This is a genomic window from Campylobacter sp. BCW_4319, from assembly GCF_001764435.1.
Classification (GTDB): domain Bacteria; phylum Campylobacterota; class Campylobacteria; order Campylobacterales; family Campylobacteraceae; genus Campylobacter_D; species Campylobacter_D jejuni.
In genome coordinates this window covers 51,248-67,220 of record NZ_MKAQ01000009.1, presented here as the reverse complement: position 1 = coordinate 67,220, position 15,973 = coordinate 51,248, and the positions used below count along the sequence as shown (strand labels likewise).

15 protein-coding genes are annotated in these 15,973 nt (G+C 30.0%); 8 read left to right on the top strand and 7 right to left on the bottom strand.

Annotated elements, in window-relative coordinates; translation table 11 throughout:
* Positions 1–21: 21 nt before the first annotated feature.
* From cmeC to ccoG, 5 genes are all read right to left on the bottom strand, one after another.
* Positions 22–1,500, bottom strand: a complete 1,479-nt coding sequence (cmeC, locus tag AJN56_RS03055; protein ID WP_070246223.1) for a multidrug efflux transporter outer membrane subunit CmeC — start codon at positions 1,498–1,500, stop codon at positions 22–24.
* The gene (gene cmeB, locus AJN56_RS03050) at positions 1,493–4,615 is read right to left on the bottom strand and encodes a multidrug efflux RND transporter permease subunit CmeB (protein WP_002868922.1); all 3,123 of its coding nucleotides are present in this window, start codon (positions 4,613–4,615) and stop codon (positions 1,493–1,495) included. The genes cmeC and cmeB overlap by 8 nt, the downstream gene beginning before the upstream one ends.
* The gene (gene cmeA / locus AJN56_RS03045; protein ID WP_070246227.1) at positions 4,615–5,718 is read right to left on the bottom strand and encodes a multidrug efflux RND transporter periplasmic adaptor subunit CmeA; all 1,104 of its coding nucleotides are present in this window, start codon (positions 5,716–5,718) and stop codon (positions 4,615–4,617) included. The genes cmeB and cmeA overlap by 1 nt, the downstream gene beginning before the upstream one ends.
* A gap of 93 nt (positions 5,719–5,811) precedes the next feature.
* The gene (gene cmeR, locus AJN56_RS03040) at positions 5,812–6,444 is read right to left on the bottom strand and encodes a multidrug efflux system transcriptional regulator CmeR (protein WP_002859459.1); all 633 of its coding nucleotides are present in this window, start codon (positions 6,442–6,444) and stop codon (positions 5,812–5,814) included.
* Positions 6,431–7,807 carry a cytochrome c oxidase accessory protein CcoG gene (gene ccoG / locus AJN56_RS03035; protein ID WP_002868682.1) on the bottom strand — a complete coding sequence of 459 codons (1,377 nt, stop codon included), beginning with the start codon at positions 7,805–7,807 and terminating at the stop codon, positions 6,431–6,433. The genes cmeR and ccoG overlap by 14 nt, the downstream gene beginning before the upstream one ends.
* Before the next feature lie 160 nt (positions 7,808–7,967).
* Here ccoG and rpsU point away from each other — a divergent pair, with 160 nt between their 5' ends.
* The 8 genes from rpsU (at position 7,968) to AJN56_RS02995 (ending at position 14,536) form a co-directional block, all read left to right on the top strand.
* Positions 7,968–8,180 carry a 30S ribosomal protein S21 gene (gene rpsU / locus AJN56_RS03030; RefSeq protein ID WP_002780697.1) on the top strand — a complete coding sequence of 71 codons (213 nt, stop codon included), beginning with the start codon at positions 7,968–7,970 and terminating at the stop codon, positions 8,178–8,180.
* A gap of 119 nt (positions 8,181–8,299) precedes the next feature.
* Entirely contained in the window at positions 8,300–8,905 is a 606-nt protein-coding gene (locus AJN56_RS03025) for a UPF0323 family lipoprotein (RefSeq protein WP_002868683.1), read from the top strand.
* 9 nt (positions 8,906–8,914) lie between these two features.
* Positions 8,915–10,084 carry a glutathionylspermidine synthase family protein gene (locus tag AJN56_RS03020; protein WP_002868684.1) on the top strand — a complete coding sequence of 390 codons (1,170 nt, stop codon included), beginning with the start codon at positions 8,915–8,917 and terminating at the stop codon, positions 10,082–10,084.
* A gap of 3 nt (positions 10,085–10,087) precedes the next feature.
* On the top strand, positions 10,088–11,023 hold the full coding sequence (locus tag AJN56_RS03015; RefSeq protein ID WP_002854730.1) for a D-2-hydroxyacid dehydrogenase: 936 nt from the start codon (positions 10,088–10,090) through the stop codon (positions 11,021–11,023).
* On the top strand, positions 11,013–11,504 hold the full coding sequence (locus AJN56_RS03010) for a YajQ family cyclic di-GMP-binding protein (protein WP_002868685.1): 492 nt from the start codon (positions 11,013–11,015) through the stop codon (positions 11,502–11,504). Before AJN56_RS03015 ends, AJN56_RS03010 begins: the two co-directional genes overlap by 11 nt.
* An 8-nt stretch (positions 11,505–11,512) precedes the next feature.
* The gene (locus AJN56_RS03005) at positions 11,513–11,989 is read left to right on the top strand and encodes a hypothetical protein (protein WP_002854442.1); all 477 of its coding nucleotides are present in this window, start codon (positions 11,513–11,515) and stop codon (positions 11,987–11,989) included.
* A gap of 10 nt (positions 11,990–11,999) precedes the next feature.
* Positions 12,000–12,824: a hypothetical protein gene (locus AJN56_RS03000; RefSeq protein ID WP_002868686.1), complete on the top strand. Its 825-nt coding sequence runs from the start codon at positions 12,000–12,002 to the stop codon at positions 12,822–12,824.
* Complete coding sequence (locus tag AJN56_RS02995; protein WP_070246229.1) at positions 12,824–14,536, top strand: AAA family ATPase; 1,713 nt, start codon at positions 12,824–12,826, stop codon at positions 14,534–14,536. Before AJN56_RS03000 ends, AJN56_RS02995 begins: the two co-directional genes overlap by 1 nt.
* Here AJN56_RS02995 and AJN56_RS02990 read toward each other — a convergent pair.
* Complete coding sequence (locus AJN56_RS02990; RefSeq protein WP_002857273.1) at positions 14,501–15,073, bottom strand: sulfite oxidase heme-binding subunit YedZ; 573 nt, start codon at positions 15,071–15,073, stop codon at positions 14,501–14,503. The two genes, AJN56_RS02995 and AJN56_RS02990, sit on opposite strands and share 36 nt — an antisense overlap.
* A complete protein-coding gene (gene msrP, locus AJN56_RS02985; RefSeq protein WP_002868687.1) occupies positions 15,073–15,966 on the bottom strand; it encodes a protein-methionine-sulfoxide reductase catalytic subunit MsrP in 894 nt (297 codons plus the stop codon). Before msrP ends, AJN56_RS02990 begins: the two co-directional genes overlap by 1 nt.
* Between the last annotated feature and the right edge of the window lie 7 nt (positions 15,967–15,973).

Below are 15,973 nucleotides of genomic sequence, written 5' to 3'. Positions count from 1 at the left end.
TTATTTAGAGAATAGAACAAACTATTCTCTAAAAGACATATCTAAATTTTTTGATTCTTCTTTTATATTTTTACTCGTATCTTCACTTTGCTCAAATCCTCCACCAAATGCTTTGATTACATCTACTATGGAATTGGCATAAGAATATTTAATATTATTAAAAGCAACCGCAGCATTAAGCCAATTTTGACGTGCCTCTAAATAATCTTGCAAAGACATTTCTCCTATATCATAGCGTTCTTTAGCAATTTCATAGATTCTTTTGTAAGATTGTTCGCTTGCTTGTGCATTATCGTATTGTAAGCGTATAGTTTTTCTAGCTACTAAAGCATAGCGAATTTCTCCAAAAGCAGTAATCAAAGTATTTTGATAATTTACAAAAGCTTCATCTTTATTAAGCTTGGCTAAATTTACATTTTGGTAAATTTCACCCCAATGAAAAATAGGCAGAGTAAAGTTTCCACCTATATTCCAAGTCTTAGAACCTCCTTTAACCAAGGTATCTAAATCCCCGCTTTCAAATCCCAATAATCCTGTTAAAGAAAGGCTAGGTAAGAAAGCCGTGCGAGCTACTCCAACAAGATAATTTTGCTGAGTTAATTTTTCTAAAGAAGAGCCAATATCTGGACGTTGAAGCAAGATGGTACTTGAAATTCCAGTTGGAATGTCAAATTCTTTAAGATTAAAAACTTGATAGCTTTGATTTTTGTAAAGTATGTCATTTAAATCATTTGAAGTTAAAATTTTTAAAGCTTTAAGGTAATTTTCTTTATTTAACTTTGCTTCATTATATTGCAAAGCCATACTTTCTAAGTTGGCTCTTGCTTGAGCAAGTTCATATTCACCTACAGCGCCAACTTGAAATTTTTCATCATTAATCCTATAAATTTCTTTTGCAGATTCATAAGCTTCTTTAAGAGCATTTTCATTTTCATAAGCATTTACAAGATTAAAATAAGTTTGAACTGTATTTGAAATAACAGAAAGTCTTGCAGCTTCATAATCATACTCACTTGCTTTAAAGCCTGATTTTGAGGCGCGATATGTATCGCGATATTTTCCCCAAAGATCGATTTCATAGCTTAAATTAAGTCCCATTTTAAAATCATTACCGTAACTTACTTCCCCAGTTCGATTGCTTGGAGCATTTATAGCTGTTTTTGCACGACTTCCGCTTGCGCTACCATCAAATTTTGGCAACAAACTGCTAAAATCTATACCTAATTGAGCAGCAGCTTGTTCCATGTGTATGAAAGCAAGTTTTAAATCATTATTATTTTTAAGTGCTAAATCAACCACTTTATTTAAATTTTTATCATCAAAGTCTTTCCACCAATTTTTTGTGATAGAGCTATTGTTTTCTTTTTCCCAAGATAAGGCTCCAAGCTTATTATCAATGCTATAGTTTGCTTCGGGAATATTTAAATTTGGACTTAAAGAGCAAGCTGAAATCAAAAGAGTAAAACTTGCTATAGCACTAATTGAAATTATTTTATTCATGAACCTTACCTCTTTTTTTATCTAGCCATTCATTAAAATTTTCTAAAAGATAGAAAAATAAAGGCACAAAGAATATCGCTAAAGTTGATGCTGCGATCATTCCACCAATAAGCCCTGTTCCTAAAGAGTGTCTTGAAGCACTTCCTGCTCCTGTTGCGAAAATCATTGGCAAGACCCCAAAAGTAAATGCCAAAGAAGTCATTATGATAGGACGAAAACGAAGTTTTGCTGCTGCAACAGCTGCTTCAAAAACTCCTTTGCCTTTTTTAAAGCGCTCTTCCATTGCAAATTCTACGATTAAGATAGCATTTTTAGCTGAAAGTCCAATCAAGAGCAAAAGTCCTGTTTGAAAATATATGTCATTGCTAAATCCCCTTAAATATACCAATAAAAATGATCCAAATACCGCAAAAGGTACAGCTGTTACAACTGCTAAAGGTATAAGCCATCTTTCATATTGGGCAGCTAGAATTAAAAAGACAAATATCATACCTAAAGCAAAAGCATAGCTTGCTGTTCCTTTACTAGAAACTTCTTGATAAGCTGATCCACTCCAAGCTATGGAATAATCATCCCCTAAAGTTTCTTTTGCTACTTGAGCAATCGCTTCTATAGCTTGACCTGAAGTATAACCTGGTGCGGGTTGACCTTGAACTTGTGCCGCTGGGAAAAGGTTGAATCGTTTTACATCATCAGGCCCTGAACTTCTTTGTAAAGTTAAGAAAGAATCAAGTGGTATCATTTTTCCATCATTTGATCTTACAAAAATATTTTTTAATGCATCTTGTGTATTTCTAAAATCACCTTTTGCGCGGATATTTACTTGGAAGTTTTTACCTAGCATAGAAAAATCATTAACATAATAAGTGCCTATAGTTGCATTCATCGTGTTAAAAACATCTTGCATGTTAAGATTGTAGTGTTTTAATTTATCTCTATCAATTATAAGCTTGTATTGAGGGAAAGTTGTATCAAGTGTTGTTCTTACTCTTGATAGTTCTTTTCTTTGGTTGGCCGCAGCAACAAGTTTATTTACATCTTTTTGTATTTCATCATAGCTTTTTCCGCTTTTGTTTTGAACATACATTTCAAAACCGCCTGTGATACTTAATCCAGGTATGGGAGGTAAGCCTATAAATACACTTGAAGCATTGCGATCAAAAGCAAATTTTTTATTAAGTTCGGCTATAATTTGATCAGCGCTTACATTTCTATCTTTCCAATCTTGCAAACCTATAAACATTGCAGCGGCATTTTCTTTGAGTGAACTTGTAAAAAGATCAAATCCTATCATAGCCATTGCATCTTTAACTCCATTAGTTTTTAAAACTTCTTGGCTTATGTGATCAACCTCTGAAATTGTTCTATGGAGTGCTGAAGCTGAAGGAAGATTAATAATGCTAATCATCAAACCTTGATCTTCTTCAGGAACTAAAGAATTTGGTACTGCTTTATAGAGATAAAAAATTGCTCCAAGCATAATACAAAAAATTAAAACAAAACGAATGGTTCTTTTTAGGATATATGCTACTCCTGCGCTAAATACAGAGGTACTCCAATCAAAAAAATCATTAAATTTCTTTACAAATTTAAATGGCTCTCCTTCATTGCGTCGCAAAAAGAGTGCACATAAAGAAGGTGTTAAGGTAAGAGCAACAAAACCTGATATGGTTACAGATATAGCTAAGGTAAGAGCAAATTGTCTTTGAATCTCTCCAACAAAACCTGATATAAAAGAAACTGGTACAAAAACAGCACAAAGCACAAGAACAATTGAAATAACCGGAGAGCTAACTTCTTGCATCGCTTGGATAGCAGCATCTTTTACGCTTATTTGCTCATTTTCATGTAAAATCCTATCAATATTTTCTACAACTATAATCGCATCATCTACAACGATCCCTATGGCTAAAATTAAAGCAAAAAGCGTAAGCAAGTTAATACTAAAACCTAAAACATAAAGTCCAGCAAAAGTTCCTAACAATGAAACAGGTACAGCTATCATAGGAATAAGTGTTGCACGGAAATTCTTTAAGAACATATACATAACAATGATAACTAAAATTAGAGCTTCAACAAAAGTTTTAACAACTTCTTTGATTGATTCTATTACAAATTTTGTTGTATCGTAAGGAATTTTATATGTTAAACCTTTTGGAAAATTTTTTGAAAGTTCTTGCATTTTAGCTTGAACAAGTTCTGCTGTATGCAATGCGTTTGCCCCTGATTGAAGATTAATCATAATTGGAACTGCATCATTGCCATTTAATCGTCCTTGTGAGCTGTATTGTTGTGATCCTATTTCCACATCAGCTACATCTTTAAGTCTTAAAAATGATCCATCATTATTTGTTCTTAAAATAATGTTTTCAAATTCACTAGGATTTTGTAGTCTTCCTTGCATAGTGATTGAATAAACATAAGGGGATTTTTGGGTTACAGGTTCTTCGCCAATTTTACCAGTTGCGTATTGGGCATTTTGGTCATTAACCGCAGAAATTACATCAGTAGCTGTGATTCCAAATTTATTTAATAAATCAGGCTTGAGCCAAATTCTTAAAGAATAATTACGATTTCCTATAGCGTTTGCATCTCCAACTCCTGGAACCCTTTTTAACTCATCTAAAACATTTAAAGTGATATAGTTATATACATCTACTGCACTCATTGAGCCATCACTTGAATACATAGAAATTGCAGCAAGTGTTGTTGAGGAAGTTTTTCTAACTGTTACTCCAAGTTTTTTAACTGCATCTGGCATTTTTGCAGTTGCGGCTGAAATTCTATTATTAACATCTATGGTGGCTTGATCAGGATCTGTACCGATATCAAAATAAACAGTCAAACTCATAGTTCCTGAAGAACTTGAAGTTGAATCCATGTAAATCATATTATCTGCGCCATTGATTGCATCTTCGATAGGACTTGCAACTGTTGAAGCAATGGTTTGTGCATCAGCTCCTGTGTAAGTTGCACTTACTTTAACTGTAGGAGGGGTTAAAGAAGGATATTGTTCTATAGGTAAATTTGTAAGACCTATGGCTCCAGCTAAAGAAATGATAATTGCAACAACTGAAGCAAAAACAGGTCTTTCGATAAAAAATTTAGAAAACATTATTGTGCTCCAATTTCTTTAACTTCGCTACCAACTTGAATTTTTTTAAAGTTATCTAAAATGATTTTATCGCCATTTTGCAATCCTTTGTCAATAATGGCGTATTCATTGTTTTGGTAGCTTATATGTACAGAAGATTTTTCTACTTTTCCATTTTTAACAAGAAGAACATAAACATCATTTTGATCTTGTTTAACACCTATTTGAGGCACTTTAAAGCCATTTTTTTGTATAAAACCTTCTGAAGTAATTGTTGCAAAAGCACCCGGTAAAAGTGTTGAGTTATTGTTATCAAATACGGCTTTGGCTTTTACTGTTCCACTATTAGCATCTATAACCGAATCAATAAAATAAAGTTTGCCTTGAACGGTTTCTCCATTAAGATTTAAATTTGCATGAATGCTGTCTAAATCCCATTTTCCACTTTGAGTATTGCGGACTAAATTTAGTTTATCTGTATCTGAAATAAAGAAATCTGCGTAAATAGGATTTAAATTTGTAACTCTAACTAGTTCAGTTGTTGAAGCACTTACATAATCTCCTATATTAACTAAAGCATCTCCTATAGTACCATCAAAAGGAGCTTTTATCTCGGTATGATCTAGATCAATTCTTGCATTTGCAAGCTGTGCTCTAGCACTTGCTAGACTAGCTTTTGAATTGTTAAATGTAGCAAGAGAAGAGTCGTATTCTTTTTGAGAGATTGCACTTTTGCTAAAAAGAGCTTTAGAACGATTAAAATCCTTGCTTGCATTTTCGAAAGTTGCCTTAGCCATTAAAGCTTGTCCGTAAGCTGAATCAACACTAGCTTTAAATTTATCTTGTTCTATAATAAATAATGTTTGTCCTTTTTTTACCTTATCTCCAGCTTTAAAAAGTTTATTTACTATTACGCCGCTAACTTGAGGTTTTATAATGACATCATAATCACTGACAAGTTTAGCAGGGTAAGTAAAACTAAGTGGTAAATCTTCAGATTTAGCACTCATGGTTGTTACAGGTTGAGGCGGCATTTGTATTTTTGGTGCTTCTTCTTTGCTGCAAGCAGTGAGTAAAAGCACAACACCTAAAGCTAAAATAGTATTTTTTTGAAATAATTTCATGGTTTTGCCTTGAAAAATTAAATTAAAAATTGTAATATTTATTACAAAAATTTTTGGCTAATTATATCTTAATTTTGGTTAATAAAATTATTTTTAAGCTTTGGATCCATTGATCCCATTTAGAAAAACGTTTACAACAAATTCAACATGTTCTTTTTGTTCTTTTTTATTTTTTAAACGAGCATTAATTAAAACATTAAGATGATGATAAGGTTCTTTTAACATAGTGCAAAAAAGAACAGCAAGTTTTTCTGCATTTTTTTTCATATAAGAATTATTTTGTTGCTTGAAAAAATCCATAAGTATGTTATAGGAAAAATTTTGTTGATTGTTTTCTATCCAATTGGCAAGATGTCTATCTTTGTCATAAACTTGAGAATAGATAATTTTACCAAAAGCTACAGCTTCTGGTTGATTGAAAATTTCTATAAAAGCTAAACCAAAAGAAGTTAAAATTTCTTTTAAAGTGCCATTTTCAATTTCTTGTGTTTTGGAATAAATAAGATGAAAGTGTTTTTTACATATGTCATCTAAAATTTCAAAGAATAGCCCTTCTTTACTTTTAAAACCATCATAAATATTAGAATAAGATCCTCCAGATAATTTAATAATATCACTCAAACTTGTTTCTTGGTATCCTTTTGTTAAAAAAAGCTCTAAGGCCACTGCTTTGATTTTTTCTTGTCTGGCTAAAACTTTTTGTGATGGTGTTCTATTTGAGTTCATTTTTATCCTTTATAAGAGTGCTTTTAGGGTATACAAATATACTTTTTCTAAAAACCGAAATTTTTTCATTATCCTTTGCGTAAGCTTTTATATGTAAAGGAAAGATTACGTCTTTTTTATCATTATTTGCTAAATTTTTTGTAGCCCTGATAACAACTATTTTTTTGACTTGTTCTCCTGCTTTTAATTTAAAAGGTTTGTTTGGTCTTATGATTTCAATTCCATCATTTATTCCTTCTAAATTTGCTGTAAAATAATATTCATGAGGTTTAGAATCTGTATTTTGAAACAAAAAGGTATAAGCATTTGAAATGACTAATTCACCTTTAACATTTGAAATATTATATAATTCACTACTACGATTGATATTTAAAAGCATGCTTTCTTTTTTGCTTCCCATGATGATTAAAGCCAGTAAAGCAATTAGAAGAACTATAAAATATGCTATCGTTCTAAATCTTAAATAATGAACCTTAGAACGCGTTTCAATAGCTTTTGCACTTGTCCAATTGATCAAACTTGGACGATTAAATTTGCTTTGAACCTTAGAGCAAGCATCGGCACATTCAAGACAATTAATACATTCAAGTTGCATTCCTTTGCGTATGTCAATATGAGTTGGACAGATGCTAACACAGGCTTCGCAACCTATGCATTCTCCCTCAGGCGGTTTTTTATGAAGTTTGGTGTGTCCATCATAGATCAAGCCCCCGCGTTTTTCATCGTAGATCACTTGCATTGTATCATGATCGAACATTACAGATTGTATTCTTGCATAAGGACAGACATAAACACAAAATTTTTCTTGTAAATAGGTAATATCCAAAGTAAAAAGTAAGCTAGCACAAAATAAAATTCCAAGTAAAAGTAGATGCTCGCCAGGATTTTGAATATAATTGAAAAAATCTTCAGGAGGAATAAAGTACCAAAGTAAATTACTAACAGCAACTAAAGATATAAAATAAAAAATTATTACTCCAAGAAATTTTTTAAAATATTGTCCCTCATATTCTTTTTGTTTGTTATTGATATTTTTGCGAATTTTAAGAAATTTAGTTTGTATGATATCTCTATATATAACTCTAAAAATCGTTTGTGGACAACTCCAAGCACACCAAATTCTTCCACCTAAAGTTGTAATAAAAAAAATAAATAAAAAAAGAAATATAAGAACAAAAGGCATGAGATAAAATTCTTGTGTTGAAAAAGAAATAAAAAATAGGTTTAATTTAGAGTGATCAAAACTTAAAAGAAAAAAATGATTCTCATTAATTCTTATGAAAGGTAGGGCAAATATGATAATACTTGCAATTAAATATACAAAATATCGTTCTTTTGTATAGTTTGTAATGTGTCCTTGCATTTTTAGACCTTAAATTATAATTTTTTAGTACTTTGTAATTAAGGATTATAACCGATAAAAACTAAAACAATTTTTAAATGCTTTCTAAGTTAGAATTAATAAGAAGTGTTTTATAATTATATTTCACAACAAAAATTTACACAGAAAGGTGGTGAGGACTGTGCCAGGAATCAAGGTGCATCCTAACGAGTCTTTTGATGAAGCGTATCGTAAATTCAAAAAACAAGTAGATAGAAATCTAGTTGTGACTGAAGTAAGAGCAAGAAGATTTTTTGAGCCTATGACTGAAATTCGCAAAAAACAAAAAATTTCAGCACGCAAAAAAATGCTTAAAAGACTTTATATGCTTAGACGCTACGAGTCAAGACTCTAACCCAAAAGCCCGAAAGGGCTTTTTTATATCTACAAACTTCATTTGGTATTAAATTAAAAAGTATTTATTATTTTTTGTTAAAATTTCTAATTTAAATTTTCTGTTTTTAGGATAAACTTATGAAAAAAATCAAAAAAATCATTCAAATTGGTATGATAGGTGGTTTAGCAGCTGTTGCTGGAGGTGCTTTAGCAGGTTGTGGAAGTAATAATGACAATTCAGATACTTTAAATCAAGCAGCTAATGCTCAAGGAGCTTTTGTAATTATCGAAGAAACAGCTCCAGGGCAGTATAAAATCAAAGATCAATATCCAAGTGATGAAACAAGGGTAGTTTTAAAAGATCTTAATGGCACAGAAAGAATTTTATCCAAAGAAGAAATGGATGCTTTGATTAAAGAAGAAGCAGCTAAAATTGATAATGGAACTTCAAATTTAACTAAAGACAATGGACAAATCAGTAGTGGGGGATTGAGTTTAGGGGAAACTTTACTCGCAAGTGCTGCAGGTGCTATTTTAGGAAGTTGGATAGGTTCAAAACTTTTCAATAATCAAAATTTTGCCAACCAACAACGCGGTGCTTTTTCAAATCAAAGTGCTTATCAAAGGAGTGTTAATAGTTTTAATAAAGCAGGCACAACAAGCTCTGCTTCAAGTGCTAAAAAATCAGGCTTTTTTGGCGGAGGCTCTAAAGCCACAAGTTCTAGTTCTTCTTTTGGTTCTTAAGGATAAATAATGCAATTACTACAAGTAGATAAACTTCAAAAAGATTATTTAGAAAATATAGGTTTTTCTTGGCATACAGATGAAGATGGAAGTGATTATATTAGCAATAAGTTAGTTTGTGTTAAGGAAAGTGAAGCTAATGCTTATTATGAAGCGGTAAATGAGCTTTATGATATGTTTATTGCTGCAGCGCAAGAAGTGATTGATAATGATCGTTTTGATGAGCTTGGAATTCCTTTTAATCTTATTGATGCAATTAAGATGAGTTGGGAAAATGAGGTTCATTGGCATTTATATGGGCGTTTTGATTTAGCGGGTGGACTTGATGGCAAGCCTATAAAACTTATAGAATTTAATGCTGATACCCCTACTGCTCTTTTTGAAAGTGCGATTTTACAATGGGCACTTTTAAAACAAAATGGAATGGATGAAAGCGCACAATTTAATAGCATTTATGAAAGTTTGATGGATAATTTTAAAAGACTTATTACCCTTGATGAAAGTGTTGAAGGGTTTGAAGAGCATTATCAAGGATGGAAAATTCTTTTTTCAAGTGTTGCAGGAAGTAAAGAAGAAGAAATCACTACAAAATTGCTTGCACATATAGCCAATGAAGCAGGTTTTCAAACTAATTTTTCCTTTGTGGATGAGGTGGAATTTAGCGAAGAGGGTATTTTTAAAGAGGGCGAAAATTATGAGTATTGGTTTAAGCTTATTCCTTGGGAAGATATAGCCATAGAAGAGGGTGAACTTGCCATGCTTTTAACTCAAATCATGCGTAATCAAAGAGCAATTATTTTAAATCCTGCTTATACGCTTTTATTTCAATCTAAGGGAATTTTAAAAATTCTATGGGAACTTTATCCAAATCATCCATTACTTTTAGAAACAAAAGATACTCCTTTGGAAGGTAAAAACTATGTTAAAAAACCTGTTTTTGGTAGAGAAGGTGCAAATATCAGTATAATTAAAGATGGAAAAACTTTGCATGAGAATGTAGGTCCTTATGGGAATAATAAGGCTATTTATCAAGAATATGTAGAGTTTAATTCATGTGAAAACGAATACTATCAAGCAGGTGTTTTCTTTGCTTATGAAGGGTGTGGCTTAGGATTTAGAAAAGGAGGACTTGTGCTTGATAATTATTCTAAATTTGTAGGACATATTATAAAGGATTGAAAAATGAAAATTGTTTGTTTAGATGCGGCAACTTTAGGGGATTATGATTTAAGTGTTTTTGAAAAATTTGGTTCTTTGCAAATTTATACCACAACAAATAAAGAGCAAACCATAGAGCGTTTAAAAGATGCTAATGTCGCCATGACAAACAAGGTTGTAATTGATAAAGATGTGATTGATGCTTGTAAAAATTTAAAACTCATTTTGGAAACTGCTACAGGGGTTAATAATATCGATATTGAGTATGCTAAAGAAAAAGGTATTATTGTAAAAAATGCTGCTGGGTATTCTACTATGAGTGTGGTGCAACATACTTTTGCGTTTATGTTTGCTTTTTTAAATCAAGTGCTTTATTATGACAAATGGAGCAAAGAGGGTAAATGGTGTGAAAGTCCTATTTTTACAGATTATAGTAGAATTTTAAACACCTTAAGTGGTAAAAAACATGGTATTATAGGTTTAGGAACCATAGGTAAAGAAGTGGCAAAAATTTCAAAGGCTTTTGGAGCCGAAATTTATTATTATTCTACGAGTGGAGCTAATAAAAACGCAGATTTTGTACATTTGGAATTAAAAGATTTATTAAAAACTTGCGATATTATAAGTATCCACGCACCTTTAAATGAAAAAACCAAAAATTTACTCGCCTTTGAAGAATTAAAGCTTTTAAAAGATAATGCGATTTTGATTAATGTAGGAAGAGGTGGGATTGTCAATGAAAATGATTTAGCTAAAATCATAGATGAAAAAAATATTCGTGTAGGGCTTGATGTTTTAGAAATTGAACCTATGATGAAAAATCATCCACTTTTAAGCATTAAAAATAAAGAAAATCTTATTATCACTCCTCATGTTGCGTGGGCGAGCAAGGAGGCTTTAAATGCTTTAATGGATATAGTTTATAATAATTTAAAAGAATGGATAGAAAATGGCAAGTGAACATAGTTTTGATATTTCAGCAGCTTTAGATAAACAAGAGTTAAAAAATGCTTTTGAACAAGCTAAAAAAGAACTTGATAGTCGTTATGACTTAAAAGGAATTAAGTGTGAGATTGATTTAAGCGAAAAAGAGAGTATTTTTAAACTCAGTTCTTCTAGTGAAGGAAAGCTTGATGTTTTAAAAGATATAGTGATTTCTAAACTTATCAAAAGAGGAATTAATCCTAATGCTATTAAAGAGCTTTCTCGTGAAAGTGGAGCAATGTTTCGTTTAAATTTGAAAGCAAACGATGCTATTGATAGTGAAAATGCCAAAAAAATCAATAAAGCTATCAAAGATAGCAAACTTAAAGTTAATTCTTCGATTCGTGGTGAAGAAATTCGTGTTGTAGCAAAACAAATTGATGATTTACAAGCTGTGATGAAGCTTATAAAAGAGCTTGATTTAGAGTTAAATATCAGTTTTAAAAATCTTAAATAAGGTCAAATTTGAAGCATTGTTTAGCTCTGTGTTTTATTTTTTTTCTTTGTGCTTGTAGTGTGAAAAATCAAAATTTTTCGAGTCAAAGCTTGATGGTTTTGATTGCTTCTCCTATGATAAAAATCAATGACGCAGCTTTTTTAAAAAAAGAAAATAATGCTTTAAATTTAGAAGTTTATAAACTAGGGCAAGCTTTTTTTGAACTCAAAATCAAAGATAAAATTTGTATCAATGCAGTGTGTTATGATAAAAAAGTGTTTAATCAAAAATTTTTTAAAAATGTATATTATGATGATATTTTAAGTGATATTTTAAAGGCAAATGCTTTATGGCAGGGTAAAAATTTAGAAAAAACTGATTGTGGTTTTGAACAAAATTTAAAAGCAAAAAATTATGAAATTTTTTATCAAGTTTGTGATAATAAAGTAAGTTTTTTTGATAAAATTTCACATACTAAAATTATCTTAACGCATATTCAAAATTAAAGGATAGAGTTTGAAATTTTTTTTACTGGTATTTTGCTTTGTAAATCTAGCTTTAGCGCAAGTTTATAAAGGTGAATTGTATTTTTATCATTTGCAGGATAAAGAAATTTTTGCCATAGTTTATGATAATGCGCCTATGACTCCACTTTTTGACAGGGATAAAAATCAAACAAGTTCTAGTTTTTTAATTATTGATGATATAAATGGAAATTTAGAGATTCCGCTCGTTAAGACAAATGATTTTTGGCAGGATGAGCGTAAAAAATATAAAATCAATTCTTCTAAAATGCTTACATATGATAATAAAAATTTTCAAGGAGAAAATTTAGGAACAACTACTTTAGAACTTGTTGAAACGCAAGATGGCATTCGTATAAAGCGTAGTCTTGATTTTATAGGTTTTAATGATGATTTTAAAGAATTTCATCCTGTTCATAAGAGTGTATTTAGTTTTGAACAAATTCGCCAAAAGCCTATTTTTTTACAAGATGGAAAAATTAGTTTTGAAGAATGGTATTATTTTTATGAAGATGGTATGAGCCGTGCTATTTTAGAGTTAAATAATTTTGTTTATGATATTAATGCTCACGCATTTGTAAAACTAAATGATTTGTATAATACTAAAAATCAAAAATTTCAAAATCTTTTACATGAGAAGCTTAAAAATACATGTGATGAGTGTTTTGAAGATCTGCAAAATTTACAATTTAATAATAATTTTTTGCTTAATAATGGAAAACTAAAAATTTGTTATCTACCTTTTGAAGGTCATTTTTTAGATGAAAATATTTGCGTAGAATTTAACGAAGATGAGCTTAAGGAATTTAAAAAATAATGGAAAAATTAAAAAATTTTTTAAGTTTGAAAAATATAGAAGATACTCAAATTTATAAAGAGCTTAAGTGTGCTAAAAATGAGGCTTTGATTCTTAGAGAACTTTGTAGAAATTATGTCGTTTCTATTTCTTCTATCAATGCCTTTACTTTATTATCGACAATTTTTGGAAATGATAAGTATCTTTATCTTGATGCTTTGGAGGATTTAAAAAAACTTATCGAAAGAGGTTTTGTAAATCAAAATTCGAGTTTTTTTAAAAGTTTAGAAAATAATAAAACTCAAACATTAACTCTTGCCTTATTGCAAAGTGAGCTTAGTCTAAGTGAATATTTTTTAGAATTTTTAGAAGCAAAACCTCGTTTAAATTTTGAGAAACAAGAGGCTTATGCAGATTATTTAGAATATTTAAAAGATGAATTTGCGCGTATTCAATTATACGAAAGATTAAGTTTTATACAAAAAAGTGCTTATAATAGTGAAATAAAAAATCAAATTAAACTTTATGAAAAACATATCAAAGAAAGACTAAAAAAAAGTAAATTTTATAATGTATTGGCTGATATTTTTAAAGAATACAATCTTGAACATAAAGAACAAATTATTTTTCTAGCACTTTTAAAAGAAGAATACGCCTTAAGTAATGAAAGTTCGATTTCTAGAGAAATGAATTCTTTACTTTCTTTAATCAGTGAAAATGATTTAGAAAGGCATAAAAATAAAAAACTATTACAAGAAAATGCTCCTCTTTTAAACTTAATCGAGTATGATGAATATTTAAATGCTTTTGGAGATATTTCTAAAAGTTTTTTTATTATCGATGAAATTTTACAAAGAATTATAAATTTTGAACCAAAACAAAGTAAAAAAATCAAAATTGAAAGTGTTTTAAAAGATCAAGATATTTTCGAGCTTATAGAACCAAGCGCTGACATCAATGATATTATTATGCCTGAAAATACAAAAGAGCTTTTAGAAAATATTTTAAAACAACAAGATAAAAAAGTCCTAGAAAGACTTCATTCTTGGGGTATAAAGAGTAATAAAAATATAGAAGCTAAAATTATTTTTTATGGTCCTGCTGGTACTGGAAAAACTATGTCAGCTTTAGCTATGGCTAAATCAATGAAAAAATCTGTTCTTAGTTTTGACTGTTCTAAAATTTTGAGCAAATGGGTTGGAGAGAGTGAGCAAAATGTAAGAAAAATTTTTGATACTTATAAAAATATCGTGCAAACTTGTAAACAAAGTCCTATTTTACTTCTCAATGAAGCTGATCAGTTTTTAAGTACGCGTGTAGATGGAAGTAGTGGTAGCGATAAAATGCATAATCAAATGCAAAATATATTCTTAGAGCAAATTGAGCGTTTTAGTGGTGTGATTATCGCTACGACAAATTTTTTAGAAAGCTTAGATAGTGCATTTTCAAGAAGATTTGATTATAAGATAGAATTTAAAAAACCTGATTTTAAAGATAGGCTTAAAATTTGGGAAAAATTTCTACCTAAAAAAGCATTATTTGAAAAAGATTTTGATATAAATATTTTATCAAATTATGAATTAAGTGGAGCACAAATTTTAATGGTGGTGAAGAATACAGCTTTGAAAGTAGCTGTATCAAAAGATGGGGTTTTTAAAATGCAAGATTTTATAGAAAGCATACAAAAAGAATTAAATTCAAGTTTTGATAAAAGTAAGATTGTTGGATTTTAACTTTTTTAATGTTTTTGTATAGCGAACTATAAAATAAAACAAAGCTATAATTAAAGCACTCCATTCCCAAAACATAGGAATTTTTGGGGTTAAAAAATAATGATAACTTGCCAAAACTAAGCATAAATATCCTAGTTTTCTGATTTTACTAAGTTTTTTAAAGATTTTAAAAGAACTTAAAAGCATTAAAAATATGATTAAAAATGCGATAAATCCACTTGCTTCTAATAAACGATGTGAAATATCATCGAAAAGCCTTAAAATTTGAGCATTTCTATCAAAAATAAAATAATTTAAAAAGTGCAAAATCGCCCAAAAAGCTGCAAAAATACCTAAAATTTTAGGATAATTTTTTGTTTTTTTAAATTTAAGTAAAGAAAATAAAAGACTTAAATTTAAAAAGATTAAAGCAAATATTCCAGTGTAAATATAGGCTTCTTTTACAAAATCAAAGGCTTTTATGATATGATAAAAGCCATAAATTAAACTTATGATAAAGCTAAAATAAGCAAGAAATTTAAAGTATTTTGTCTGCATTAAAAATTCACTTTCAAGTCCATGTTTTTATATAAACTTGCCACTTCTTTTTCATATCCATTAAACATTAAAGTAGGTTTGGTAAAGAAGTCTCCTAAAGCCCTCTCGTTAGCTTGAGACCATCTAGGATGAGAAACATTAGGATTGACATTAGCATAAAAACCATATTCACTTGGAGCGTAACTTTCCCAAGTAGATTTAGGCTGTTCTTTGGTAAATTTTATTTTAACTATGGATTTAATACTTTTAAAGCCATATTTCCAAGGAACAACAAGGCGTATTGGAGCGCCATTTTGAGGCTTTAAGGCTTTTTTATACATTCCTACTGCAAGCAAGGTAAGAGGATGCATAGCTTCATCCATGCGAAGTCCTTCTACATAAGGATAGTCTATAGTTGGAAATAAAGCGTCTTGATCGGGAAATTGGCTCTTATCTAAAAGAGTGGTAAATTTAACAAATTTTGCCTCGCTTGTAGGTTTTGCCATTTCAATCAAACGACGCAATTCAAAGCCTACCCAAGGTACCACCATAGACCAAGTTTCAACACAGCGAAAACGATAAATTCTTTCTTCTAGTGGAAATTTTAAAATATCTTCCATGCTTAAAGTTAAAGGTTTTTCTATTTCTCCACTGATATCGATTTTCCAATTTTGAGTATTGAAATTTTGTGCCAATGATACAGCCTTTCTTTTATCTGTTGAAAATTCATAAAAATTGACATAATTTGTAGCCAGTTCTTCATCACTGATTTCAAGTTTGTTTGGATTAGTATCGCTTGTGAAATTTAAAGCAGATAGTTTAGAAGCAAGTACGCTTGAACTTATTAAAGCACCTGCTCCAAGTTTTAAAAAATCTCTTCTTTTTTTATATAAATTCTCAGGAGTTATAATCATAATTTTT